We start from the raw sequence: 25,569 nt of genomic DNA, 5'->3' as shown, positions 1-25,569 counted from the left end.
ACCGAGTTCGCGGTCACCTCACGACCCGGGTCGCGATCGCGTTCTGACCGCCCCGGAGCGCGCATAGGATGGACGGCATGGCGAAGACCGGTACGACGACACAGGGCCTGCGCACAGCCATCGAGCGCAGCGGCTACTACCCGGCTCTGGTGGCCGAGGCCGTCGAGGCCGCGGTGGGGCGCGAGCCGGTCACGTCGTACCTGGTCCACCAGGAGACCACCTTCGACGCCAACGAGGTGCGGCGGCATGTGACGGTGCTGGTGCTCACGGACAGCCGGTTCATCGTCAGCCACACCGACGAGCAGGCCGCCGACGACACCTCGCCGAGCCCCTACGCCACCACCTCCACCGAGTCGGTGAAGATCGGCCGGATCTCGTCGGTCGTGGTCAGCCGGGTGGTGGCCAACCCCGAGTCCTACACGCCGGGTGCCCCCGGCACCCCGGGCACCCTGCCGCGCGAGGTCGTGCTGACCATCGGGTGGGGCGCGGTCTCCCGGATCGACCTGGAGCCGGCCGCGTGCGGTGACCCCAACTGCGAGGCCGACCACGGGTACACCGGCTCCTCGACCGTCGACGACCTGTCGCTGCGGGTGAGCGAGGCCGGCGACGGCCCCGACACGGTCCGGCAGGCCCTCGCCTTCGCCCAGGCCCTCTCCGAGGCGACAGCGGCAACGGACTGATGGGCGGACCGCACCCCGGCACGCCGTACCCCGACGCGTACGACCCCGAGCCGCTCGACCCCCGCACCGCCCCGGTCCCCGCCTACGGCACGGGCGCGCTGTGCGACGTGATCCCGGCCGCGCTCGCCGGGTTCGGCATCCCCGGGATGCCCGCCACCGGCCTCGCCCTCGAACCGGCCGACCGGGTCTGCGTGTTCCTGGTGGACGGGCTCGGCTGGGAGCTGATCCTGCGCCACCCCGACGAGGCGCCGTACCTGACGTCGCTGCTGGGCAGCTCGGTCGGCGGCAGCGGGCGCCCGCTCACCGCCGGCTTCCCGTCCACCACCGCGACCTCGCTCGCCTCCGTCGGCACCGGCCTGCCGCCGGGCGCGCACGGCCTGGCCGGGTACACCACGCTCAACCCCGGCACCGGCGAGCTGATGAACCAGCTGCGCTGGCAGCCGTGGACCTCGCCGAACGTCTGGCAGCCGCACCCCACCGTCTTCCGGCTCGCCGAGGCCGCCGGCATCGCCACCTGCCAGGTCTCCTCGCCGACCTTCGCGCAGACCCCGCTGACCAAGGTCGCGCTCTCCGGCGGCACCTTCCACGGCCGGCTGGCCGGCGAGGAGCGGATGGACCTGGCCGCGGACCGGCTCGCCGCCGCCGACCGGGCGCTGGTCTACACGTACTACAGCGAGCTCGACGGGATGGGCCACCGGCACGGCGTCGACTCGGACGCCTGGCGCGGGCAGCTGGCGATGGTCGACCGGCTGGCGCAGCGGCTCGCCGAGCAACTGCCGCCGCGCAGCGCCCTGTACGTCACCGCCGACCACGGCATGATCGACATCCCGTTCGACGAGGAGTCCCGGATCGACTTCGACGAGGACTGGGAACTGCGCGCCGGGGTCGCGGTGCTGGGCGGCGAGGGCCGGGCCCGGCACGTGTACGCGGTGCCCGGTGCGGCGGCCGACGTGCTCGCGGTGTGGCGCGAGGTGCTGGGCGACCGGATGTGGGTGGCGAGCCGCGCGGAGGCGGTCGCCGCGGGCTGGTTCGGGCCCGACCCCGAGCGGCGGGTGCTGGGCCGGATCGGCGACGTGGTGGCCGCGGCCTGCGACGACATGGCGATCGTGGCGAACCGCACCGAGCCGGGGGAGTCGAAGATGATCGGCCTGCACGGCTCCATGACCCCCGTCGAGCAACTGGTGCCGCTGCTCCAAGTACGCTCCTGAAGCGTTCGCCTCCGCCGTCCGTCTCCGCCGTTCGTTTCTGCCGTCCGCCTCCGCCGTCCGTCCCGAAAGGCCGTCGTCCTTCCCATGTCCGAGCTGGTCTTCTTCTCCGGAACGATGGACTGCGGCAAGAGCACCCTCGCGTTGCAGATCATCCACAACCGCACCGCCCGCGGCCTGCAGGCGGTGATCTTCACCCGGGACGACCGGGCCGGCGAGGGCAAGCTCTCCTCCCGGCTCGGCCTGGTCACCGACGCCGTCGAGGTGGCCGACGACATGGACCTGTACGGCCATCTGGTCGGCGTGATCAGCCGCGGCGGCCGGGTGGACTACGCGGTCGTCGACGAGGCGCAGTTCCTCGCCCCCGGGCAGATCGACCAGTTGGCCCGGGTGGTGGACGAACTCGACCTGGACGTCTACGCGTTCGGGATCACCACGGACTTCCGCACCCGGCTCTTCCCGGGCTCGCAGCGGCTGATCGAGCTCGCCGACCGGATCGAGGCGCTCCAGGTCGAGGCGCTGTGCTGGTGCGGCGCCCGCGCCACCCACAACGCCCGCACGATCGGCGGCGTCATGGTGGTCGAGGGCGCCCAGGTGGTGATCGGCGACGTGGACCGCGCGGCGGAGGTCGGCTACGAGGTGCTGTGCCGCCGCCATCACCGGCGGCAGATGACCAGCGCGTCCGCCGCCGCGGGCACCCTGTCGCCTGACGTGCTGCCGGTCAACCACTCCTGACGGCGGCCCGTTCGGACGCCGGGAACGCGCGGACGACAAGGGGGCGGGTCCGGGCGGCCGCCGGCGAGGACGGCCGCCCGGACCCGCTCGCGGCCGGGGCGGTGCCGGTGTCAGGCGTCGGACACCGGCCCGGACCGCGCGACGACGGTACGATCAGCGGTCACCGGCACCGTGATCGCCCGTGCGCCGTCAGGGGGGGCGGAAAGCGGGGGTCAGGCCCGGCGCAGCCGGACCGTCAGGATCTGGAACGGCCGCAGCTCCAGCGGCAGCCCGCCGTCGGCCGTGGCCGGCAACTCCTCCGCCGGGGCCTCCAGCAGGTCCGTGAGGTGCGCCGCCGCCACCGGGAAGTCGGCGCGCAGCGTGCCGCGGGCCGATCCGCCGCGCGACTCGTACAGCCGGACCACCACGTCCCCCGACCGGTCGTCCGCGAGCTTCACCGCCTCCACCACGATGTCCGGGTTGTCCACGGCGATCAGCGCGGGCTCGCCCGCGGGCGCCGAACCGGCCGGCCGCAGCGGCAGGTTGAGGGCGTAGCCGGCCGCGATCGCGCCGTCCACGTCGGTGCCGACCACCAGGCCGTAGGCGAAGGAGTGCCGGCCGCGGTCGGCCTGCGGGTCGGGGCTGTGCGGGGAGCGCAGCAGGGACAGCCGCAGCGTGGTGGTGGTGCCGCCGTCCGCGCGGACCTGCCGGGACACGTCGTGGCCGTAGGTCGAGTCGTTGACGACGGCCGCGCCCCAGCCGTGCTCGCCGACGTGCACCCAGCGGTGCGCCCACAGCTCGAACCGGGCCGCGTCCCAGCTGGTGTTCTCGTGGGTGGGCCGGCGCACATGGCCGAACTGGATCTCGGCGCTCTCGTGCTCCGCGTGCACCCGGATCGGCCAGGCCGCCTTGAGCAGGGTGCCCCGCTCCTGCCAGTCGATGTCGGTGCGGACGGTCAACTGGTCGCTTCCCGCGGTCAGTTCGAGGTGCTGCACCAGGTGCGAGGCGCCGAAGGAGCGCGTCACGCGGACCGAGCCGAGCAGCGGCCCGGCCTCGGCGACCTCGACCGCGTCCGCCTGCGTGAGGTCGCGCACGGTGTCGCGGTAGTAGCTGTCGATGTTCCAGGCGCTCCACAGGTTCGGGTCGTCCGGGTGGAGTTGGAGCAGGTTGCCCGGCCGGTCCGGGTCGATCGCCTCGCGCGCGGCGCGCTGGTCGTACACCGAGCGGACCAGGCCGCTGCCGTCGATCACGACCCGCAGTACTCCGTTGTCCAGGGTGATGCCGTCGCCGTCCTGGCGCACCTGGACCGGCGCGGTGCCGGCGGCGGCCACCGCGCGGCCGGCGCCGAGCGCGGGTGCCTCGACCAGCACCGCGCGCCGCCCGTCGGCGAGCGGCTGGCCCTCGTCGGTGGCGCCGGCCGGCACCACCGCGACCTCCCGGCGGGCGTACGGGCCGGCGTTGAAGAACGCCAGGCCGTCACCGCCGGCCAGCGCGGTGCCGATCAACCCGGCCAGTTCCGCCTGGAGTTGGGCGTGCACCGCCTCGGCCTCCTGGTGCACCCAGGCGATGGAGGAACCCGGCAGGATGTCGTGGAACTGGTGCAGCAGCACCCGCTGCCAGATCGACTCCAACTCCTGGTACGGATAGGGGGCCCCGGTGCGGACCGACGCGGCGACCGCCCACAGCTCGGCCTCCCGCAGCAGCGCCTCGGCCCGCCGGTTGCCGTGCTTGGTGCGGGCCTGGCTGGTGTAGGTGCCGCGGTGGTTCTCCAGGTACAACTCGCCCCGCCACACCGGCGGTCGGGGGTACTCGGCGCGGGCCGCCGCGAAGAACGCGTTCGGGTCCGCGACCTCGACCTTCACCGAGCCCTCCAGGTCGCGCAGCCGGCGGGCCTTCTCCATCATCTCGCGGGTGGGGCCGCCGCCGCCGTCCCCGAAGCCGAACGGTGCGAGCGACCGGGTCGCCGCGCCCTTGTCGGCGAAGTTGCTCTCCGCGTGGGCGAGTTCGGCGCCGGTCAGGCTCGCGTTGTAGGTGTCGACCGGCGGGAAGTGGGTGAAGATCCGGGTGCCGTCGATGCCCTCCCAGTCGAAGCTGTGGTGCGGCAGCCGGTTGGTCTCGTTCCAGGACAGCTTCTGGGTGAGGAACCACTTCGCGCCCGCGAGCACCGCCAACTGCGGGTAGGCGGCGGTGTACCCGAAGGAGTCCGGCAGCCAGACGCCGTCCTGCGCGAGGCCGAACTCCTCGGCGAAGAACCGCCGGCCGAAGACGAGTTGCCGGGCCAGCGCCTCGCCGCCGGGCAGGTTGCCGTCGGCCTCCACCCACATGCCGCCGACCGGCGCCCAGTTGCCGTCGGCCACCGCCTTCTTGATCCGCTCGAAGATCTCCGGACGGCGCTCCTTGATCCACGCGTACTGCTGCGCGGAGGAGCAGGCGAAGACCAGCTCCGGGTACTCCTGCGCGAGCGTGGTCATGTTGGTGAAGGTGCGGGCGCACTTGCGGACCGTCTCGCGGATCGGCCACAGCCAGGCGGAGTCGATGTGCGCGTGGCCGACCGCGGCGATGGTGTGCGCGGAGGCGTGCGCCGGGCGGGCCAGCACGTCGGCGAGCCGGTCCCGGCCGAGCTGCGCGGTGCCGGCCACGTCGGCGACGTCGACCGCGTCCATCGCGTGCTGGAGCGCGCGCAGGATCTCGTGCCGCCGCGAACTGCCCACCGGCAGCTCGCGCATCAGCTCGTCCAGCACCTCCATGTCGTGCGTCAGGTGCCACACCGCGTCCTCGCGCACCGCGATCTCGGCCACCCGCAGCTCGTACAGGTGGTCGGTGCCGGCGGTCTCCTTGGAGCCGAGGTGGGTGCCCCGGCCCGCGGAGCCCACGATCATCGGGTTGGCGGCCAACTCCACCAGCAGGTCCACCGGTTCGCCGCCGGTGGCCGACTCGGCCAGCAGCACGCTGCGGTGGTACGGGTGCAGCCCCTGCAGCGGCGTGCCGGAGGCGTCGTGCACGAAGCCCTCCGCCTGGCCGCCGGGCCCCTTGGTCAGGTCGAAGCCGAGGTCGAAGACGGCCTCCACCCGGCGGCCCGCCCACTCCTGCGGCACCCGGCCGGTGGCCTTCAGCCAGGTCGTCGACCACGGGCCGCCCCAGCTGTCGCCGATCCGCACCGGTTCGTACGCCGCCGCCAGCGCGTCGGCGACCGGCACGGGTTCGCCCGGCACCTGCCAGGCGGCCAGCTCCAGGGTCAGCGGGTGGCTGTAGAGGGCGGGCCGCACCACGTGCGAGAGGAACTTGGTGATCCGCTGTTCGACGATGGGACGGTCGTCATGCACAGGAGTGCTCTTTCTGCTGGGGTATCGGCAGGGAGTCGGTCGTGCAGCGGGGGCGCGGGCGGCGGCGCCCGCCCCCGTCCGGGCCGGTGGCGAGAGCGGGGCTCAGCCGCGGCGGTGCCGGGCTCGCTCCGCCTCGAACCGCGCGGCCCACTGGGCGGTGCGGTCCAGGTACGCGGTCTGCGCGGACCGGCCGTGCCGCCCGTAGGCGCCCTCGTAGTCGAGGTAGTCGAACGTGCCGGGGGTCTGCGCGGTGGCGGGCTCGATCATGCTGCCCTCGTGCCACTCGTTGAACGACGTGATGCTCACCCAGTCCGGCGGCGCGTCGCCGTTGCCGGAGGACAGGGCGTACGCCCACTCCTGGTCGTAGGTCGCGCCGTCGGCGCGGTCCAGGATCGGGGTGGTGCTGCCGGGCTTCGCGCGGTGGTCGATGTAGCCCGGACCGAGCGACGGCGCCCACACCATGCCGCGTTCGGCGCAGAACGCGGCCACCTCGGTCCAGTCCGGCTCGTTGTGGGTGGCGATCGCGTCGTAGGTGTACGCGCCGCCGAAGTCGCCGATCCGGGTCAGGTCCCAGGTCTGCGCCATCACGATCGCCTGGTCGTCCACCTGGTGCAGTGCCGACCAGTCCACCGTGAGCAGGCTGTTGAAGATGTAGTACGCGGTGCGGTGGCCGTGCTCCGGGTCGCGGTGGAAGGCCGGGTGGTGGCCGTACTTGCCGCTGATGTACCGGATGTCGGCGACCACGGAGTCCGCGTCGCGGCCGTCGTACGGCTCGATGTGCCAGGCGACCTGGAGGCCCTCCTTGGCGGCGGCCTCCAGCACCACCTCGGCCCGCTGGTCCTCGTAACTGCCCTGCCCCCACCAGCTGCTGACCAGCACGCCGGTGCCGGCCTGCCGCAGCCAGCGCATGTGCTGGGCGACCGTGCCGTGCAGGTCGCCGGAGTCGTAGGGGCCTTGCACCGGGTAGTAGTTGGAGCCGATGTCCTCGGGCGGGGTGACGTCGCCCTGCTGCCAGTGCCGCCAGTCGCCGTAGAAGTCCGGGTTGCCGTACCACGGGTAGTAGAAGATGTGGGTGTGCCGGGAGACCGGCCTCGATCCGTGGGCCGCGCCGGGTCCGGGTCGCCCGGCCGGTGCCGGGGTGGCCGCCTGAGCGCTGTGGCCGCTCAGGCCGACCAGCGCGGCGGCGCCGGCGGCGGCACCGGTGAGCAGGGTGCGGCGGGAGGGGGGCGTGAGTTCGGGTGACATCAGCTCTCTCCTTCGGTCGTACGCCAGGTGCGCCGGGGGGTGAACCCCAGCAGATCGGTGCAAGCGGTCGTGTCGAAGAGCGTGGCGTGCCCCGTGACGGCGGAGCGCAGGGGCACACCGGGGTGGTGCGTGGCCATCAGCGCGGCCGAGGGCAGCGCCGACGTGGTGTCGGGCGCGGTCACGTTGACCACGTGCGCGCCGGTGATGTCGGCCTCCAGGGCGATCCGGATCGCGGTGGCCGCGTCGAGGGTGTGCAGCCAGCCCCACAGGTCGTGCCGCTGCCCGGCCGGGTCGGCGGCGCAGGCGCGGACGAACTCGTCCAGCCGGTCGCCGGCCCCGGTGAAGGGGAAGCGCATGCTCACCACGTCCGTGCCGTGCCGGCGGTGCGCGGTGCGGGCCACCTCCTCCAGCACCACCTTGGACAGCCCGTACGGGTCGCGGACCAGGCTCGGGTGCTGCTCGTCGAGCGGCACGTACGCGGGCGAGGCCGGGACCGGCGACCAGGCCAGGCCGACCGCGGACATGCTGGAGGCGGCCACCACCCGGCGCACCCCGGCCCGGCCGGCCTCTTCCAGGACCCGGTGCGCGGTGTGGCAGTTCTCCGCGAACAGGGCACTCGGGTCGGGCACGTTGGGGTGCGGGATGGCGCCGAGGTGGACCACCGCGTCGACGCCGTCCATCGCCTTGCGCACCAGGTCCGGGTCCTGGAGGTCGCCGGTGTGCACCCGTACCGCGCGTGGCTCGTCGACCGGCAGCAGGTCGGTGAGCACCACGTCGTGGCCGGCGCCGAGGAGTTCCGCGACGGCGTGGCCGCCGATGTGCCCGGCGGCCCCGGTGACGAGGACCAGCATCAGCCCTTCACCGCCCCGACCAGGCCGTTGACGAAGTAGCGCTGGAGGGAGAGGAAGAGCAGCACCACGGGCACGACGACGATCAGGGCGCCGGCCATCATCTCGTTGTAGTGCGGCACGTTCTCCGACGACAGCGTCTGCAGGCCCAGCGGCAGGGTGTAGGAGCTCGGGTTGTTCAGCGAGACCCGGGTGAGCAGGTACTCGTTCCAGGTCGGGATCGCGGTCAGCAGGCCGACGGTGATCAGCGCGGGCCGGGTCAGCGGCAGGTAGATCCGGGTGAAGACGTGGAACTCGTTGGCGCCGTCCACCCGCGCGGACTCCCGCAGTTCCTTCGGCACCGCCGAGAACGCGCCGGTCATCAGCAGGATCGACAGCGGCGCGCCGCCGTTGACGAAGGGCAGCACCAGACCCATGTGCGTGCCGAGCAGGTGGAGCTTGTTCTCCAGCAGCACGATCGGCAGCATCACGGTGACGCCCGGCACGAACAGCAGCGAGATGAAGAGCTTCTGCAGTATGCCGCGGCCGGGGAAGTCCAGCACCGCGAAGGCGTAGCCGGCCGCCGCGTACACCACCAGCGTCAGCACCACGGTCAGCGCGGTGACTTCGAGGCTGTTGACGAAGTACCGGAAGAAGTGGAGCTGGTTCCAGGTGCTGGTCAGGGTGTGGAGGGTCGGCGAGTGCGGGATCAGGTGGCCGCCGCGCACCACCTCGATGTTGTTCTTGAACGCGGCCGAGATCATCCACAGGAAGGGGTAGAGGCTCACCAGCCCGTAGACCGCCAGCAGGACGCCGATGACGACCTTCGCGCTGATCCGGCGGGCCAGCTTGCCGCCGCCGGAGCGGGGTCCGGCAGCGGGCCCGGGCCGGCCGGAACCGTTCTTCGCGGGGGCGGTGTCGTCGGCCGGTCCGAGGGGAATCGTTGTCATGTCCTGCTCCGCAGTACTCGGAGGTTGATCAGGGCGATCACCAGCGCGGCGGCGAACAGCAGCCAGCCGAGCGCACTGGCCAGGCCCAGGGTCGGGTCGAGTTGCATGAGGAAGGCCAGCCGGTACGACTCCAGGCCGAGCACGTTGGTGTGGTCGCCGGGGCCGCCGTTGGTCATCACCAGGAAGGTCTGGAAGCCCTGGAGCGAGTCGCGCAGGTTCAGCAGCACCACGATCAGGGTGATCGGCCGGACCAGCGGCCACACCACCGAGAAGTTGGTGCGCCACCAGCCGGCGCCGTCCAGTTGCGCGGCCTCCAGCACGCTGCGGTCGATGGTCTGCAGCCCGGTGAGGTACATCAGCATCGCCACCGGCACCGCGCCCCACACCGTCACCACGATCATGGTGGGCAGCGCGGTGTGCGGGTTGCCGAGCCAGCCCTGCGGCTGGGCGAGCGAGCCCATGCCGACGCTCTTGAGCAGCGTGTTGATCGCGCCGTCCGGCTGGAGGATGTACTGCCAGGCGAAGAACACCGCGATGCCGCTGGTCACGTAGGGCACGAAGTACACCGAGCGCAGCAGGGTCTGCATCCGGCGGGCGGAGTTGAGCAGCACCGCCAGCGGGAAGGACACCAGGACGGTCAGCACCGGCACCGCGATCATCACGTACAGGGTGTGCACGGCGGCGTGCTGGACCCGGGGCGCGTACCGCGGGTCGGCCCACAGCAGGTCCTTGTAGTTCTGGATGCCGACCCAGGTCCAGTGCGCGGCGAAGCCGTTCCACTGGGCGAAGCTCAGCAGGAAGCCGTAGCCGACGGTGTACAGGCCCATGACCGCGAAGAGCACCACGGCCGGGGCGACGAACAGCCAGCCGGAGAGGGCTTCGTGGCCGCCGCGCCGGCTGCGGCGGCGGGCCTTGGTGGCGGGGCCGGCGCCCGGCCGGGGGTCACCGGGACCCCCGGCCGCGGCTGCCTCCGCCGTCAGTGCGGGACGGGGAGCGGTGGTCACTTCGCCAGCTTCCAGAAGGAGTTGTTGAGCTTCGCCATCGCCTTGCCGGTCGCCTCCACGCTCTTCTGGTGCAGCGGGGTCAGGTCGGCGAGGATCTCGCTGATGGAGTCCTGGTCGTAGCCGGGCGGCCGGAAGCTGGCGTCACTCGGGTCGTAGGTGTTCTCCGGAGTGCCGGTGAAGGTCGCCGTCAGGCCGGCCAGGGTCGGGCCCATCACCTTGGCGGCGTCGGCGCCGAGCTGGGTGGCGGGCACCTCGGTGGCGTCCTTGGCGAACTGCGAGGCGACCGACGGCTGGGAGAGGAACTTCATCCACTTCTCGGCGTTCGCGGTGTGCGAGCTGGTCGAGGTGACGGTCAGCCCGGTCAGCGCCAGCGGGGCGAGCGCGGGCTTGGGCACGGCGCCGTCGGACGGGCCGGGGATGCCGAAGGCCATCACGTCGTCGGGGTTCATGCCGTTCTGCTGGAGGAAGGCCAGCGTGAAGGTGCCGCCGATGTCCCAGGCGGACTTGCCCTGCGCGAACGCCTGGTCGGCGGAGTCGATGTCGAGGATCTGGGTGCCGGGCATCCAGTAGGGCTGCAGCTTGGCGTACTCGCTGAGCGCCTTCTGGCCGTCGGGCGAGGAGAAGTCCTCGGACGCGTTCTGACCCCAGAGCGCCTGGTACTTGGCCTTCCCCAGCTCGGCGAAGGCCAGCGGCTGCATCGTCCAGGTCATGCCGGTCGCCTTGACCTTCAGGCCCAGGCTGACCCCGCCGGTGGTGGGGCTCTTCGTGGTGGTCGCCTTCAGGTCGGCGAGCCACTCCTCGTAGGTGGCCGGGGGCTTGGTGATGCCGGCCGCGGCGAGCACCTTCTTGTTGCCCATCACGATGCCGAAGGTGCCGGAGGTGAAGGGCACGCTGAAGCGCTGGCCCTTCTGGACGCCGTGGTCCTTGGAGTCGGCGGGCAGCGACTCCCGGTAGAACTCGGGGGTGACCGTGCCGGAGCCCTGCACGCCCTTCTGGTACAGGCCGCTCCAGCTCGCGTCGACGTCCTTGGAGATGTCCTTGGCGATGCCGGTGGAGCCCAGCGCGAAGTCCTCGCCGTCGGAGTGCGTCTCCAGCACGTCGGGCAGGTCATGGGTCTTCGCGGCGGCCTGCACCTTGGTGGTGTAGGCGTCGTCCGGGCCGTACGCCTGGATCTTCACGGTGATGCCGGTCTGCTTCTTGAACTCGGCGGCGGCGTTGCGCAGGCCCGCGACGTGGGACTGCTTGAAGGTCCACATCTCCAGGGTCTTGCCGCCCCCGGACGACCCGCCCGACCCGCCGCAGGCGGCGACCGGCGCCAGCGACATGACCGTCACGACAGCCGCTGCGGCGAATCGGGTCCGGCGGTTCTTGGTGCTGCTTCTCGTCACAGATCCTGCAACAGGTCCGACAAATGGTATCCGCATAGCCCCTGCCTAGGGTTCGATCGTTCAGAAGACCGAATGACGTTGGAGTCCCTGAACTTACGGTGGTGTTTGATATAGCGTCAAGGCGTGCGTTGCGATTGGGTGTGCACCCAGGGGCCGTCAGGTGTCGGCGCAGGGGAGCGCGGGGAGCGGAGGATCGGTGGAATCGGTGGCAGCAACAGCGCGCGGGCGCGGGCCCGAACGCAAACCTGAAGAGGTCAAGTCCGCGGCGCGGGTGCTCGAGGTGCTCGAACTGCTCGGCGCCGACGGCGCCCGGATGTCGCTGGCCGAGATGGCCGCGGCGATGGCCGTGCCCAAGAGCAGCCTGCACGCGATCCTGCGCACCATGCAGGCCCGCAGATGGGTGGATCTCGACCCGTCGGGGACCCGCTACAGCCTGGGCCTGAAAGCCCTGTTGACCGGGACCGCGTACCTGGAGGGCGACGACGTCACGAGCCTGGCCGGGCCGGTGCTCGACGCGCTCGCGGAAGAGACTGGCGAGTCCGTCCACCTGGGCAGGCTCGACGGCACGCACGTCGTCTACCTGGCCAAACGCGAGTCCCGGCACGCCTTGCGGATGTACTCCGCGGTCGGCCGCCGGCTGCCGGCGCACGCCACCGGCCTCGGCAAGGCGGTGCTCGCGCAGTACGACCCCGCCGAGGTGCAGCGCCGGCTGGCCTGGCCGCTGGAGCGGTTGACGCCCGACACCGTGGTGGACCCCGACGAACTCCTGGCGCAGCTCGGCGAGGCCAGGCTGCGCGGCTGGGCGATGGACGACGGCGAGAACTCCGTCGACATCCGCTGCGTCGCGGTCGCGCTCGGCAGCGGCCAGGGCGAGGACGCGATCAGCTGCTCGGCGCCCAAGAGCCGGATGGACGACGCGCGGATGGAGGAGATCGCGCAGGCCGTCACCGAGGCGGCGCACTCGCTGAGCACGCTGCTCAAACGGCTCGGCCAGCAGTGAGGACCGGGCCCGGGAGCCGTCCGGGCCCTGATCCGCGGCTCGCGCCGTAACCGCCGCCGTCGCCCCGCCCGGCCCTGCCGGGACCTTCCCGCCCCGGCCCAACCGCCTTGCCGCCGTGGCCCGTTGCGCACCAGCCGGTCCGAGTTTGTCAGACCTCTTGACAAACTCGGACCGGCTTTCATACGTTCGTGAGTCGGTACGGCATTCTGTTATCTGTACGTGCCGTGCGTGACGTCGTCGTCCTCTCCAAGGGATAGCACACGCTGCTGTCCGGAACCGGTCGGCGACGGCTTCGCGCTGACCGAACCGCCTTCCTGCACGTGGGAGTTCGCATGGCTTTGCCTGATGCCGGCCCCGCTCCGCTCGCCCCCGCACCCTGGGTCGACGAGCGCGGTGCCAAGATCCGCATCACGGCCGTCCGCACGTTCCTGACCGCCCCCCACGGCTGTCCTCACCTCATCGTCCGTATCGAGACCAACGACCCGGGCCTGTACGGGCTGGGCTGCGCGAGCGATCCGCAGCGCACCCTCGCGGTGCGCTCGGTGCTCGACGACTACCTCGCCCCGCTGCTGGTCGGCCGGGACCCCGACGACATCGACGACATCCACCGCCTGCTGCTCAACAGCGCCTACTGGCGCGGCGGCTCGATCAACGGCAACGCGCTCGGCGGCATCGACGTCGCGCTGTGGGACCTGAAGGCCAAGCGGCTGGGCGCCCCGCTGTACTCGCTGTTCGGCGGCAAGGTCCGCACCTTCGCCGAGGCGTACACCCACGTCGACGGCCTGGACGCGGCCGAGCTGGCCGACAAGGTGCAGGCCGCCCGCGAGCGCGGCTACCGCCATGTGCGCATCCAGGCCGCGGTGCCCGGCGCCGACACCTACGGCGCGCACGGCGGCGGCACCGACCCGGAGGCGGTACGCACCCGGCGCGCGCCCTGGGACGGCGCCGGCTACCTGCGCTACGTGCCGGAGGTGCTGCGCCAGGTGCGCGAACGCGTCGGCGACGACGTGGAACTCCTGCACGACGTGCACGAGCGGCTCGACCCGCGGCAGGCCAGGGAGTTCCTGCGGCGGGTGGAGGACGCCCGGCTGTACTTCGTGGAGGACCTGCTCGCGCCGGAGGACGCCGGCCACTTCAAGCGGCTGCACGACGTCTCGCCGGTGCCGCTGGCGGTCGGCGAACTGTTCCACGACCCGGCCCAGTTCGCCGACCTGATCGCCGGCGGCGACGGCCCCGACATCGACTTCGCCCGGATCAGGGTGCCCACCCTGGGCGGGCTGACCCCGGCCCGCAAGATCGCCGTGCTGTGCGAACTGCGCGGGGTGCGGCTGGCGCCGCACGGCCCGGCCGACGTCAGCCCGATCGCCCAGGCCGCCACGCTCGCCATGGACATCTCCAGCCACGCCTTCGGCGTGCAGGAGGCCGCGGTCTTCAGGCCGCCCGTCCACGAGGTCTACCCGGGCACCATCACCGCCACCGCCGGCGGCCTGGTGCCCCACGAAACCCCCGGCCACGGCGTCGACTTCGACGAGGCCGCGGCCGCCCGGCACCCCGTGCCGGAACCCTTGGCCCACGACCGGTGGGCCCTGCTGCGCAACACCGATGGGAGCGTGCAACGCCCGTGACCGATCCGAACCGTCCGCACCGCAGGGCCCTGGTGGTCAGAGGCGGCTGGGAGGGCCACTCACCCGTCCAGATCAGCGACCTGTTCGTGCCGTTCCTGAAGGACAGCGGCTTCCAGGTCGACACCGCCGAGTCGCTGGAGGTCTACGCCGACGCCGAACGGCTGGCCGCCACCGACCTGGTGGTGCAGTGCTGGACCATGGGCGAGATCACCGCCGAGCAGACCAAGGGCCTGGTCGCGGCGGTCCGGGCCGGCACCGGCTTCGCCGGCTGGCACGGCGGGATCGTCGACTCCTTCCGCGGCGACGTCGACTACCACTTCCTGACCGGCGGCCAGTTCCTGCACCACCCGCACGGGTTCGTGGACTACACCGTGCACCTCGTGCCGGAGCGCGCCGACCACCCGCTGCTCGCCGGGCTCGGTGACTTCGCCGTGCACACCGAGCAGTACTGGGTCTCCACCGACCCGGACATCGACGTGCTGGCCACCACCGTCTTCCCGGCCGGCGAGGAACGCGACCACCCGGTCGTGATGCCGACCGTCTGGACCCGGCAGCAGGGCGCCGGCCGGGTCTTCGTCAACGCCATCGGCCACAAGGCCGACGACTTCGACGTGCCCGAGGTGCGGGCACTCACCGAGAGGGGACTGCTGTGGGCGAGCCGCTGAGGGTCGGCATGGTCGGTGCGGGCAAGATCAGCGGCCAGTACCTGGACACCATCGCGAAGCTGGACACGCTGCGGCTGACCGCCGTCACGGACCTGGACGCCGGCCGGGCCGCCGAGGCCGCCGAGCGCTCCGGCGCCCAGGTGGCCGGCAGCGTCGCCGAACTCGTCGCGCGCGACGACGTGGACGCGGTGCTCAACCTGACCATCCCCGCCGTGCACGCCGAGGTCGCACTCGCCGCGATCGCCGCGGGCAAGCACGTCTACGGCGAGAAGCCGCTGGCCACCACCCGCGAGGAGGCCGCCGCGATCCTGGCCGCCGCGCGGGCGGCGGGGGTCCGGGTCGGCAGCGCGCCCGACACGGTGCTCGGCACCGGCACCCAGACCGCCCGCAAGGCTGTCGACGACGGGCTGATCGGCCGCCCGGTCGCGGCGACCGCGTTCATGACCACCGCCGGCCACGAGGCGTGGCACCCGGACCCGGAGTTCTACTACCGGCCCGGCGGCGGCCCGTTGCTCGACATGGGCCCGTACTACCTGTCCGCGCTGGTGCACCTGCTCGGCCCGGTGGTCAAGGTCACCGGCGCCGCGTCCACGCCGCGCGCCGAACGCGAGATCGGCAGCGGTCCGCGGGCCGGGGAACGCTTCGCGGTCGAGGTGGACACCCACGTCACCGGGGTGCTCGAACACGCCGGCGGGGCGCTGTCCACGCTCGTGATGAGCTTCGACATCCACGCCGCGCACCTGCCGCGGATCGAGGTGCACGGCACCGCCGGGTCGCTGTCGGTGCCCGACCCGAACGGCTTCGACGGACCGGTCGAACTCTTCGCGGCGGGCGGCTCCTGGCAGCCGCTGCCGGTGTCGGCCGGCTACCGGGGCGCCGGGCGTGGCACCGGGCTCGCCGACCTCGCCGACGCGGTCGCGGGCGGCCGCCCGCACCTGGCGTCGGCCGAACTCGCCGAGCACGTCCTGGACGTGATGCTCACCCTGCTGGACTCCGCGCACGCCGGCCAGGCGCTGCCGGTGGCCAGCAGCTGCGAGCGGCCCGCGCCGGTCGCGTAGCGCAGCGGCGGGGCGGCGGGCGCGGCCACCAGGGACCGCGCCCGCCGCCTTTTGCCGTCCGCATTGTCAGGCGAATTATCTTCCGGATCGGGGTCGCAATGACCTGGAAATAGCCTGACAATTACGTTCTCGCAGGTCACGACCTGCGAGAAGGCTGAATTCGTGAGAGGCGTTGACTTGATAACACACATGGTTTTACATAGCGGGAACCCGCTGGACAGAAAGGCTGCCCATGCATGACCGGATCGCCTCGGGCGAGGAGCGGATAGCCGCGTTCCTCACCGAGAAGCTGCGCCCAGCGCTGTATCCGCAGCGGCTGCCCATGGACATCGGCGCCTGGCACATCCCGGGCGAGCCGGTTCCGGCGGAGGTGGCGCTGCGCGCCGAGTACACCCCGTTCGCGGTCGGCGAGCCCTGGGGCAAGCCCTGGGCCACCACCTGGTTCCGGGTGCACGCCACCGTGCCCGAACGCTGGGCGGGCCGCCGGGTCGAGGCCCTCGTCGACCTCGGCTCCGACCCCGACGGCGGCCGCGCCGAAGGGCTCGTGCACGACGAGCGGGGCCTGCCGCTGCAAGGGCTCCACCCGCACCTGCCGGCCGTGCCGGTGGCGGTCAGCGCGGTCGGCGGCGAGCCGGTGCGCCTGCTGGTCGAGGCCGCCGCCAACCCGCAGATCGAGGGCGGCAGCGGGGCCGGCAGCCGCTACGGCGACCCGGCCACCGCCGGCGACACCCCGCTGTACCGGCTGCGCCGCGCCGACATCGCGGTCCGCGACGAGGATGTCTGGCAGCTGATCCACGACTTCGAGGCGCTGGACGGCCTGATGCGCGCGCTGCCCGACGCGCTGCCCCGCAAGCACGAGATCCGCGCCGCCCTCGAAGCCGCCGTGGACGCGGTCGACCCGCGCGCCGTCGCGCGCACCGCGGGCCGCGCCCGTACGGTGCTCGCCCCGGCGTTGAGCCGGCACGCGCACGACTCCGCGCACACCTTCGCCGCGGTCGGCCACGCGCACATCGACTCCGCCTGGCTGTGGCCGGTGCGCGAGACCGTACGCAAGTGCGCCCGCACCTTCAGCACCATGGCCGCGCTCACCGAGGAGTACCCGGGACTGGTCGTCGCCGCGTCCTCCGCGCAGCACTACGCCTGGATGAAGGAGCACCACCCGCACGTCTTCGAGCGGATACGCAAGGCCGTCGCGGACGGCAACTGGGTGCCGGCCGGCGGCATGTGGGTCGAGGCCGACGCCGAACTTCCCGGCGGGGAGGCGCTGGCCCGCCAGTTCGTGCACGGCCGGCGCTTCTTCCGCGACGAACTCGGCGTCGACGGCGACGGGGTCTGGCTGCCCGACGTCTCCGGTGCCTCCGCCGCCTTCCCGCAGCTCGCCGCGCTGGCCGGGGCCCGCTGGGTGGCCGCCCGCCGCCCCGAACCGGGGCTGGCCGCCGCGCCCCCGCACCACACCTTCCGCTGGGAGGGCATCGACGGCACCCGCCTGTTCACCCACCTCGTGCCGGGCGCCGCCGAGGGCACCAGCCTGACCGGGCCCGAACTCACCGGCACCGTCGCGTCCTTCGCCGAACTCGGCGCCGCCGGCAGCTCGCTGCTGCCCTTCGGCCGCGGCGACGGCGGCCCCGACCGGGCCATGCTGGAGCGGGCCCGCCGCTTCGCCGACCTCGAAGGCGCCCCCCGCGTCACGCCGAGCACCCCCGCCGCGTTCTTCCGCGCCGCCGAGCAGGAGTACCCGCAGGCACCGGTCTGGCGCGGCGAACTCGACCTCGCCGCGCACCGCGGCACGTACACCAGCCAGGCCCGCACCAAGCGCGGCAACCGCCGCAGCGAGGCCCTGCTGCACGAGGCCGAGCTGTGGTCGGCGACCGCCGCCGTACGGCACGGGATTCCCTACCCCTACGCCGAGTTGGAGCGGCTGTGGCGGCAGGTGCTGCTCCAGCAGTGCCACGACATCCTGCCCGGCACCTCCATCGCCTGGGTGCACGAAGAGGCCGAACAGGCCCACCGCGACGTGCAGCGCCGGCTGGAGCGGCTGATCCGGCGGGCGACCGGCGGCCCGGGCACCGACCCGGACGGCACCGGGGTGCTCAACTCCGGCCCGCGCGAACGCCGCGAGGTCGTCGTGCTCGGCCCGGACGCCCGCCCGCTGCCCGGCGGGCAGCAGCTCGCCGACGGCCGCACCGCCGTCCTCGCGCAGGCGCCCGCCCTCGGCGCCGGCCGGGCCGGACTGCCGCTCGGCGACCTGTCGCCGGTCACCGTCGAAGCCCTCGCCGACGGTGGCCACGTCCTGGACAACGGCCTGCTGCGGATCGTGGTGGACCGGGACGGGCTGGTGCGCTCGGCCGTCGAGTCGGGCACCGGCCGGGAGGCCATCGCGCCCGGCGCGGCCGGCAACCTGCTCCAGCTCCACCGCGACGAGCCCGCCGACTGGAGCGCGCTGCGGCTCGACCCGCGCGGCGGGCGCGACCTCGACACCGCCGAGTCGGTCGAACTGCTCGACGCCGGACCGCTGCTGGCCACCGTCCGGGTGGTGCGCGGCACCGGCCGCTCCACCGTCGTCCAGCACCTCGGCCTCGGCGCCGGCAGCCATGCCCTCACCATCGACACCGAGATCGACTGGCGCGAGCAGGACACCATGCTCAAGGCCGCCTGGCCGCTGGACGTGCACGCCGAACACACCAGCGCCGAGACCCAGTTCGGGCACGTCACCCGGCCCACCCACGAGAACACCGGCTCCGACGCGGCCCGCCGCGAGGCCGCCGCCCACCGCTGGCTGCACGTCGGCGAGCACGGCTGGGGCGTGGCGCTGGCCTCCGACGCGACCTACGGCTACGACACCACCCGCCACACCCGGCCCGACGGCGGCACCACCACGGTGGTGCGCAGCACCCTGCTGCGCGCCCCGCACAGCCCCGACCCGCACGCCGACCGGGGAGTCCAGCGCTTCCGGCACACCCTGCGGCCGGGCGCCTCCGTGGCGGACGCGATCACCGAGGGCTACGCGCTCAACCTCCCGCTGCGCACCGGGCCCGACACCCCCGAGCCGGTGGCCGACCTGCCGCTGGTCGCCGTCGACCACCCGGACGTGCTCATCGAGACGGTCAAGCTCGCCGACGACCGCGGCGGCGACGTCGTGGTCCGGCTCTACGAGTCGCGCGGCGGCCGCGCGCGCACCACCCTCACCGCGGGCTTCCCGGTCGCCGCCCTGACGGAGACCGACCTGCTCGAAGCGCCGCTCGCCGCCCTTTCCCCCGCCGACCCGCTCACCTTGCGCCCGTTCCAGATCCTCACCCTCCGCATCACGCCCAAGGACCGGCACCGTGCCTGACGCAACCCCGCCCCCCACGCCCGCCGTTCCGCCGCGCCGCGCCGCTCAGCCGAGACGCGCCACCCGGTGGCGGCGGCCGAGCGGGCCGCCACCGCCCGGCTCGACGTGCGCGGCAGCCGCGCCGGCGGCGCACCGCGCCGGCATTCCCGCGGAGGTGCGCCGTGGCTGACCTCGACGTGGTGCAGGAGAGCGGACCGGTGGCGGTGCTGCGCGAGTGGGCTCGCGGCGGCGGCCCCCTGGCGGTGCGGGCGCGGGTGGTGCTGCTCGCGATCGAGGGACTGCGGGACGCCGAGATCGCGCGGCGGCTGGGCGTGTCCCGGCAGACCGTGGGCACCTGGCGGCACCGCTGGCAGAGCGCCGGCCTCGCCGGGCTGGAGCAGCGCCCGCGCACCGGCCGCCCGGCCACCGTGGACGAGGCGGAGGTCGTCGCCCGGGCGCTGCTGGCCCCCGGCGGCTCCGGCGCGAGCCGGGCGATCGCCCGCGAACTGGGCCTGTCGCACGCCACGGTGGCCTCGATCCGGCGGCGCTGGGCGGTGGGCGGCGACATCACCCGCGGCCCGCGGGTCCCCGCCCGCCCGCCGCTGCCCGGCGCCGACATCTGGGTGATGGGCGTCTACGTGGACGACCGCCGCGCGGTCCTGCTGGCCGGTACCCGCCCGGACGTGCCGCCGTCGGCCGCCGTCGCCACGGTGCTCGGCGAGGACGTGCTGTCAGGGCTGGCCGGCGCGATGGACGCGCTCCACCCGGGCGGGTCACCGTCAGGCGGGACGCATTCAGGCGGGACGCACCCGGACGGGACACCCGCGGACCCGCACCACCCGGACGGGACGCTCCCGCACGGGCCCCGCACCGGCGCCGACCACGACCCGGAACTCGCCGGCTACCTCGCCGAGGCCACCGCCCACCACCCCGACATCGCCCTGCACGCGGTGACCTTGTGGGACTCCGCCCCCGCCGACTCCGCCTCCGCCGACTCCACCTCCGCCGACGCCGTTCCGGCCGGGGCCGCGATCGGCGGGGTGACCTCGCACCGGCTGCCCGCCAACGCCTCCTGGCGCAGCTTCCTGCGCGCCATGGCCGCGCTGGACAGCACCAGCCACCCCGAGTCCTCGCGCCGCGTCTACCTCGACCTGGTCGCGGAACTCGGCCGCGGCGGCACCCCCGTACGGTGGCTGCGCGAGAGCGTCGCCGGCCATCTGCGCAGCAGCGTGGCCGTACCGCCGGCGCAGGCCGCGCCGTCCGCCGCGCCTTCCACCTCCAAAGCGGCGGCCACGGCGGCCCCTTCGAGCGCGGCCGCCCCCGCGGAGCCGATCGCCTCCAGCGGGGTGAACCAGATCGACCTCGGCTCGTTCAACGAGTGCGTGGTGATCGAGTCGGTGCGGCTGTCGGGCACCATCACCCGCGGCGAGATCGCGCACCGCACCGGCCTGACCCAGCAGTCCGTCTCGCGGATCGCCCGTTCGCTGATCGACCGCGGCATCCTCGTGGAGGACGCGCAGCGCCGGGCCACCTCGGGCAAGCCGCGCACCCCGGTCCGGCTGTGCGGCACCGCCGCGCACGCGCTCGGCCTGCACATCGACCCCGAGGTGCTGACCGCCGTGGTGATCGACCTCGACGGCGCGATCGTCTGCACCTGCACCCGGCCGGTCGGCGCGGAGGGCGATCCGACCGAATTCGTCGCGCAGGTCGTCGCGTTGGGGCGCGAGGCGCTGGAGAAGGCGCAGGGCTCGGTGCCGGAGGAGGGCTTCCTCGGCATCGGCGTGGCGGTGCCGGGCCCGGTGGACATCGCCTCCGGTACGGTGCTGGGCCCGCCGCTGCTGTCGGCGTGGAACGACATCCCGCTGCTGTACCTGCTCAAGGACCACTTCCCCTGCCCGGTGATCATCGAGAAGGACTCGCTGGCCGCGGCGGCCGGCGAGCGCTGGATCGGTCGCGACCGCAGGGCCCGCGACTTCGCCTACCTGTACCTCGGCACCGGGGTCGGCTCCGGCCTCTACCTCAACGGCGACCTCTACCGCGGAGTGAGCGCCAACGCGGGGGAGTTCGGCCAGCTGTGCGCGATATCGCTCGGCCGCACCGGTCCCGACGGGCGGCCCGAGATGGTGCCGGAGTGCAACCCGCCCGGTTCCGTACCGGAGTTCGCCGCCCGGCACGGCTTCCCCGCCTCCGGCGCGGCCGCCGGCAGCACCGCGGCGTACCGCGAGGTCGGGCGGGCCGCGGCGGCCGGCGACGCGGCGGCCACCGCCGCGCTGCGGGAGGTGGCCGGCGCGGTCGGCCGCGGCGCCCTGGGCCTGGTCGACCTGCTCGACATCGACCTGATCGTGCTGGGCGGGCCGTTCTTCACCGAGGACACCGCCGGCTTCTACCTCGACGAGATCCACCGGGTGGTCAACGACTTCCCGACCGCGCGCCGGCTGCGACGGGTCGAGGTCGAGCCGTCCGTGCTCAGCGCCGAGGCCGCCGCGGTGGGCGCCGCGTCCACGATCTTCCACGCCACCTTCACCCCGCGGCTGCGCACCCGCGCCCGGGCGTAGGGACGTCCGGCGCCCGGCCGGAAGCCGGCCGTCCGGGCGCGGCGCCCGCCGCCGGGCGGAGCCCGTTCATCGTTGTTTCGTCGTCATCAGTCAAAACAATGCCATCCTGTCCGGTCAGAACTCTTGACTCGACGTCAAACCTGGCAACAAACTGCCGCATTGAGAACGCAAGGCCTGGACTTTCTTCGGACTTGCACCAAAGTTCGTCGCAAGGGTCGTAGCCGGCCCGGGTGTTCCGCTTGATCACGCTTGATGACACTCCCCGGACGACGGAGGCAGGATGGACAAGCGAAGGCGTCGGCGCGCAGGCCTGGCCGCGGTGTGCGCGATGGCGTGCGCGGTGGGGCTGAGTGCCACCTACGGCGGCACCGCCGTGGCACAGGCCCCGCATGCGGCCGCGAGCACGCCGATCTACCTGGACACGCACTACTCCTTCCAGGAGCGGGCCGCCGACCTGGTGTCGCGGATGACGCTCCAGGAGAAGGTGCAGCAGCTCAGCACCAACAGCGGCCCGGCGATACCGCGGCTGGGGGTGCAGCAGTACACGTACTGGAGCGAGGGGCAGCACGGCGTCAACAGCCTCGGCGCCGACCAGAACAACGGCGGGGTGCAGGGCGGGGTCCACTCCACCAGCTTCCCCACCAACTTCGCCTCGTCCATGTCCTGGGACAAGAGCCTGATGTACCAGGAGAGCACCGCGATCTCCGACGAGGCCCGCGGGTTCGTCGACAAGTCGCTCTTCGGCACCGGCCAGAACAACCTCGGCCCGTCGGCGGACGACTACGGTTCGCTGACGTACTGGGCGCCGACGGTCAACCTCGACCGGGACCCGCGCTGGGGCCGCACCGACGAGGCGTTCGGCGAGGACCCGTACTTCGTCGGGCAGATGGCCGGCCAGTTCATCGACGGCTACGAGGGCAACAACCCGGACGGCACCTCGCAGACCGGCTACCTCAAGGTCGCCGCCACCGCCAAGCACTACGCGCTGAACAACGTCGAGGACAACCGCACCGGGATCAGCTCCGACGTCAACGACACGGACCTGCGCGACTACTACACCGCCCAGTTCCGCGACCTGATTGAGGACGCGCACGTCGCCGGCCTGATGACGTCGTACAACGCGATCAACGGCACCCCGTCCACGTCGGACACCTACACCACCAACGAACTCGCCCAGCGCACCTACGGGTTCGACGGCTACATCACCTCCGACTGCGGCGCGGTCGGCACCAACTGGAAGCAGTTCCCCGGCGGCCACGACTGGGCGCCGCCCGGCTGGACCACCGACCACGACGCGAACAACCCGACCTGGACCCAGACCGCCACCGGCAAGACCATGTCCGGCCAGGCCGGCGGCCAGGCGTACTCCCTGCGGGCCGGCACCGACCTGAACTGCACCGGCGACGAGGCCACCACCGCCAACATCGAGCAGGCCATCGAGGCCGGCGCGCTGAGCGAGGGCGTCATCGACAACGCGCTGGTGAAGGTCTTCACCGTCCGCATGGAGACCGGCGAGTTCGACCCGGCCGGCAGCGTGAAGTACACCTCGATCACCAAGGACCAGATCGAGAGCCCGGCCCACCAGGCGCTGGCCACCAAGGTCGCCGACAACTCGCTGGTGCTGCTGAAGAACTCCGCGCCCGCCACCGGCACCAGCCCGCTGCTGCCGGTCGACCCGGCGAAGGCGAAGAAGATCGTCATCCTCGGCGACATGGCGAACACCACCACGCTGGGCCTGTACTCCGGCGAGCCGGACCACACCACCAGCCCGGTGCAGGGCATCACCGACGAGGTGAAGGCCGCCAACCCGGGTGCCGACGTGGTCTTCGACGCGGCCGGCAGCTCCTCGACGGCCACCGCCGCCGCGACCCTCAGCGACCAGACCAAGGCCGACATCCAGTCCGCCGACCTGGTGGTGCTCTTCGTCGGCACCAACAAGGCCAACGCCGACGAGGGCAAGGACCGCACCAACCTCGACATGCCCGGCAACTACGACTCGCTGATCGACCAGACCGCCGCGCTCGGCAACAAGAAGCTGGCGCTGGTCATCCAGTCCGACGGTCCGGTGAAGATCGACGACGAGCAGGGCAAGGTCTCCTCGATCGTCTTCAGCGGCTTCAACGGCCAGTCCCAGGGCGCCGCGCTCGCCGACGTGCTCTTCGGCAAGCAGAACCCGGCCGGGCACCTCAACTTCACCTGGTACAAGGACGACTCGCAGCTCCCGGACAAGTCCGACTACGGCCTGACCCCCGGTGAGACCGGCGGACTCGGCCGCACCTACCAGTACTTCACCGGCACCCCGACCTACCCCTTCGGGTACGGCCTGAGCTACAGCTCCTTCTCCTACACGCACGTCACCGCCGACCACTCGCAGATCACCCCGGACGGCTCGGTGAAGATCGGCGTCGACGTCAAGAACACCGGCAAGACCGCCGGCGCGACGGTCGCCCAGCTCTACGCCGCCACGCCGTTCACGGTCAAGGGCGTCCAGCTGCCGAAGAAGCGGCTGGCCGGCTTCGCCAAGACCGGCGTCCTCCAGCCCGGTCAGAGCCAGCACCTGACGATCTCCGTCAAGGCCGCCGACCTGTCGAGCTGGGACGCGAAGAACTCCCGGCAGACGGTCTACAACGGCCGCTACCAGTTCCAGGTCGCCGCGGACTCCTCGCACGTCGCCGGCACCGCGAACGTGCGGATCAGCGGACGGCTCACCCCGAAGGTGCAGACCGTCACGGTGCAGCCGGAGAACGTCGTCTACAACGCGGGCGACACCTTCAGCCTGACCGGCAAGAACCAGTGGATCAAGGACGACACCGACCACTCCAAGGAGCAGCGCGACACGTCCATCACCGCGGACAACGTGGTGGAGGCACTCAACAACGACCAGTCGTTCGCGGACCTGAAGCACACGGGCGTCAGCTACCGCAGCAGTGACCCGAAGGTCGCCACCGTCGACAAGAACGGCACCGTGCACGCGGTCGCCGACGGCGTCGCCACCATCTCCGCGAAGGTCGGCGGAGTCACCGGGTCCGCCCCGATCGTGGTGCGCAACTCGCTGACGCTCCAAGCGGTGCCGATCGCCGCGGCCGGCAGCACGCTGACCGCGACCACCACCTACACCAACGGCAGCGCCGCGGCGGTCAGCGGCATCACCGTCGGGCTCAAGGCGCCCGACGGCTGGACCGCCACCGCCACCACCCCGGCCACCTTCGACCAGGTCGGCCCGGGCCAGAAGGCCACCACCACCTGGTCGGTGAGCATCCCGGCCGGCACCGACCCGGCGTCCTTCACCCTGGACGCCACCGTCGGCACGCCCGGCGGCGACCACACCGCGCAGACACCGGTCACCGTGCCGTACGCCTCGCTGACCGCTGCCTACAACAACATCGGGATCAGCAGCGACGACAACACCAAGGCGGCCAGCTTCGACGGCGGGGGCGCCAGCTACTCCAGCGACGCCCTGGTGGCGGCCGGCTGGACTCCCGGCAAGAGCACCGACCACGACGGGGTGAGCTTCCCGTGGCCCGCCGCCGCGGGCACCGGCGCCCCCGACAACGTGGTGGCCGGCGGCCAGGCGATCGAGATCAGCGGCAGCGGTACCAAGCTCGGCTTCGTCGGTTCGAGCGCCTTCGGCAGCTCGTCCGGCAGCGGCACCATCCTCTACACCGACGGCACCACCCAGACGTACGCGCTGGCACTCGCGGACTGGTGGTCGAAGACCGCCTCCCAGGGCAGCGACATCGCCGCCAGCCTGCCGTACCTCAACAACGGCGGAGGGCAGTCGCAGCAGCCCGTGCACACGTACGCCGCGACGGTGAACCTGCAACCCGGCAAGACCGTGCAGGCCATCACCCTGCCCGACGTGAGCCAGACGGCGACCAACAACCAGTTGGCGATGCACGTCTTCTCCGTGGCCATCGGCGGCTGACCCGCCGGCGCGGGGGGCCGGCCGCCCGTCGGGACCGGCCCCCCGCGCATGCCTCGCACACCCGCGTACGCCTGAGGCCGCGCCTGCTCCTTGAC

At 72.8% G+C, this 25,569-nt stretch carries 16 protein-coding genes; 10 read left to right on the top strand and 6 right to left on the bottom strand.

From position 1 onward, the window contains the following. The first annotated feature begins 68 nt into the window (after positions 1-68). The 3 genes from ACIPAE_RS34305 to ACIPAE_RS34295 all read left to right on the top strand — a co-directional run bounded on the left by ACIPAE_RS34305 (position 69) and on the right by ACIPAE_RS34295 (position 2,620). A complete protein-coding gene (locus ACIPAE_RS34305; RefSeq protein WP_328470292.1) occupies positions 69-680 on the top strand; it encodes a DUF5998 family protein in 612 nt (203 codons plus the stop codon). Beyond that, the gene (locus ACIPAE_RS34300) at positions 680-1,888 is read left to right on the top strand and encodes a nucleotide pyrophosphatase/phosphodiesterase family protein (RefSeq protein ID WP_329363971.1); all 1,209 of its coding nucleotides are present in this window, start codon (positions 680-682) and stop codon (positions 1,886-1,888) included. The genes ACIPAE_RS34305 and ACIPAE_RS34300 overlap by 1 nt, the downstream gene beginning before the upstream one ends. A gap of 84 nt (positions 1,889-1,972) precedes the next feature. Then, a complete protein-coding gene (locus ACIPAE_RS34295; RefSeq protein WP_328470297.1) occupies positions 1,973-2,620 on the top strand; it encodes a thymidine kinase in 648 nt (215 codons plus the stop codon). Between the two features lie 212 nt (positions 2,621-2,832). On the opposite strand, the gene ACIPAE_RS34290 is transcribed toward ACIPAE_RS34295, so the two are convergent. From ACIPAE_RS34290 to ACIPAE_RS34265, 6 genes are all read right to left on the bottom strand, one after another. Then, entirely contained in the window at positions 2,833-5,922 is a 3,090-nt protein-coding gene (locus ACIPAE_RS34290) for an alpha-mannosidase (RefSeq protein ID WP_402450640.1), read from the bottom strand. A gap of 102 nt (positions 5,923-6,024) precedes the next feature. Then, positions 6,025-7,167 carry a glycoside hydrolase family 99 protein gene (locus tag ACIPAE_RS34285; protein WP_402450637.1) on the bottom strand — a complete coding sequence of 381 codons (1,143 nt, stop codon included), beginning with the start codon at positions 7,165-7,167 and terminating at the stop codon, positions 6,025-6,027. Beyond that, positions 7,167-8,018: an NAD(P)-dependent oxidoreductase gene (locus ACIPAE_RS34280; RefSeq protein ID WP_329363962.1), complete on the bottom strand. Its 852-nt coding sequence runs from the start codon at positions 8,016-8,018 to the stop codon at positions 7,167-7,169. Before ACIPAE_RS34280 ends, ACIPAE_RS34285 begins: the two co-directional genes overlap by 1 nt. After that, positions 8,018-8,944 carry a carbohydrate ABC transporter permease gene (locus ACIPAE_RS34275; RefSeq protein WP_329363961.1) on the bottom strand — a complete coding sequence of 309 codons (927 nt, stop codon included), beginning with the start codon at positions 8,942-8,944 and terminating at the stop codon, positions 8,018-8,020. Before ACIPAE_RS34275 ends, ACIPAE_RS34280 begins: the two co-directional genes overlap by 1 nt. After that, on the bottom strand, positions 8,941-9,948 hold the full coding sequence (locus tag ACIPAE_RS34270) for a sugar ABC transporter permease (protein WP_329363959.1): 1,008 nt from the start codon (positions 9,946-9,948) through the stop codon (positions 8,941-8,943). Before ACIPAE_RS34270 ends, ACIPAE_RS34275 begins: the two co-directional genes overlap by 4 nt. Then, positions 9,945-11,273, bottom strand: coding sequence for a sugar ABC transporter substrate-binding protein (locus ACIPAE_RS34265; protein ID WP_329363957.1), 1,329 nt, complete (start codon positions 11,271-11,273; stop codon positions 9,945-9,947). Before ACIPAE_RS34265 ends, ACIPAE_RS34270 begins: the two co-directional genes overlap by 4 nt. Before the next feature lie 268 nt (positions 11,274-11,541). Here ACIPAE_RS34265 and ACIPAE_RS34260 point away from each other — a divergent pair, with 268 nt between their 5' ends. The 7 genes from ACIPAE_RS34260 to ACIPAE_RS34230 all read left to right on the top strand — a co-directional run bounded on the left by ACIPAE_RS34260 (position 11,542) and on the right by ACIPAE_RS34230 (position 25,474). After that, positions 11,542-12,336, top strand: a complete 795-nt coding sequence (locus tag ACIPAE_RS34260; RefSeq protein ID WP_328470311.1) for an IclR family transcriptional regulator — start codon at positions 11,542-11,544, stop codon at positions 12,334-12,336. A gap of 332 nt (positions 12,337-12,668) precedes the next feature. Beyond that, complete coding sequence (locus tag ACIPAE_RS34255) at positions 12,669-13,961, top strand: enolase C-terminal domain-like protein (RefSeq protein WP_329363955.1); 1,293 nt, start codon at positions 12,669-12,671, stop codon at positions 13,959-13,961. Continuing rightward, positions 13,958-14,626: a ThuA domain-containing protein gene (locus tag ACIPAE_RS34250; protein ID WP_328470315.1), complete on the top strand. Its 669-nt coding sequence runs from the start codon at positions 13,958-13,960 to the stop codon at positions 14,624-14,626. Before ACIPAE_RS34255 ends, ACIPAE_RS34250 begins: the two co-directional genes overlap by 4 nt. Further along, complete coding sequence (locus ACIPAE_RS34245; protein ID WP_329363954.1) at positions 14,611-15,684, top strand: Gfo/Idh/MocA family oxidoreductase; 1,074 nt, start codon at positions 14,611-14,613, stop codon at positions 15,682-15,684. The genes ACIPAE_RS34250 and ACIPAE_RS34245 overlap by 16 nt, the downstream gene beginning before the upstream one ends. Before the next feature lie 232 nt (positions 15,685-15,916). Continuing rightward, entirely contained in the window at positions 15,917-19,015 is a 3,099-nt protein-coding gene (locus ACIPAE_RS34240; protein WP_402450632.1) for an alpha-mannosidase, read from the top strand. A 161-nt stretch (positions 19,016-19,176) separates the two neighbouring features. Then, entirely contained in the window at positions 19,177-21,549 is a 2,373-nt protein-coding gene (locus tag ACIPAE_RS34235; RefSeq protein ID WP_402450631.1) for an ROK family protein, read from the top strand. Between the two features lie 280 nt (positions 21,550-21,829). Beyond that, positions 21,830-25,474 carry a glycoside hydrolase family 3 C-terminal domain-containing protein gene (locus ACIPAE_RS34230; protein WP_402450630.1) on the top strand — a complete coding sequence of 1,215 codons (3,645 nt, stop codon included), beginning with the start codon at positions 21,830-21,832 and terminating at the stop codon, positions 25,472-25,474. Positions 25,475-25,569 lie beyond the last annotated feature (95 nt).

The organism is Streptomyces sp. NPDC087270 (assembly GCF_044744625.1).
Classification (GTDB): domain Bacteria; phylum Actinomycetota; class Actinomycetes; order Streptomycetales; family Streptomycetaceae; genus Actinacidiphila.
Note: the sequence above shows the minus strand (reverse complement) of the source record. Positions and strands in the feature narration are given on the sequence as shown.

Coding starts and splice junctions, on each gene's coding strand:
- ACIPAE_RS34305 (WP_328470292.1), top strand. CDS start 69: ATGGACGGCATGGCGAAGACCGGTACGACGACACAGGGCCTGCGCACA.
- ACIPAE_RS34300 (WP_329363971.1), top strand. CDS start 680: ATGGGCGGACCGCACCCCGGCACGCCGTACCCCGACGCGTACGACCCC.
- ACIPAE_RS34295 (WP_328470297.1), top strand. CDS start 1,973: ATGTCCGAGCTGGTCTTCTTCTCCGGAACGATGGACTGCGGCAAGAGC.
- ACIPAE_RS34285 (WP_402450637.1), bottom strand. CDS start 7,167: ATGTCACCCGAACTCACGCCCCCCTCCCGCCGCACCCTGCTCACCGGT.
- ACIPAE_RS34280 (WP_329363962.1), bottom strand. CDS start 8,018: ATGCTGGTCCTCGTCACCGGGGCCGCCGGGCACATCGGCGGCCACGCC.
- ACIPAE_RS34275 (WP_329363961.1), bottom strand. CDS start 8,944: ATGACAACGATTCCCCTCGGACCGGCCGACGACACCGCCCCCGCGAAG.
- ACIPAE_RS34265 (WP_329363957.1), bottom strand. CDS start 11,273: ATGTCGCTGGCGCCGGTCGCCGCCTGCGGCGGGTCGGGCGGGTCGTCC.
- ACIPAE_RS34255 (WP_329363955.1), top strand. CDS start 12,669: ATGGCTTTGCCTGATGCCGGCCCCGCTCCGCTCGCCCCCGCACCCTGG.
- ACIPAE_RS34240 (WP_402450632.1), top strand. CDS start 15,917: ATGCATGACCGGATCGCCTCGGGCGAGGAGCGGATAGCCGCGTTCCTC.
- ACIPAE_RS34230 (WP_402450630.1), top strand. CDS start 21,830: ATGGACAAGCGAAGGCGTCGGCGCGCAGGCCTGGCCGCGGTGTGCGCG.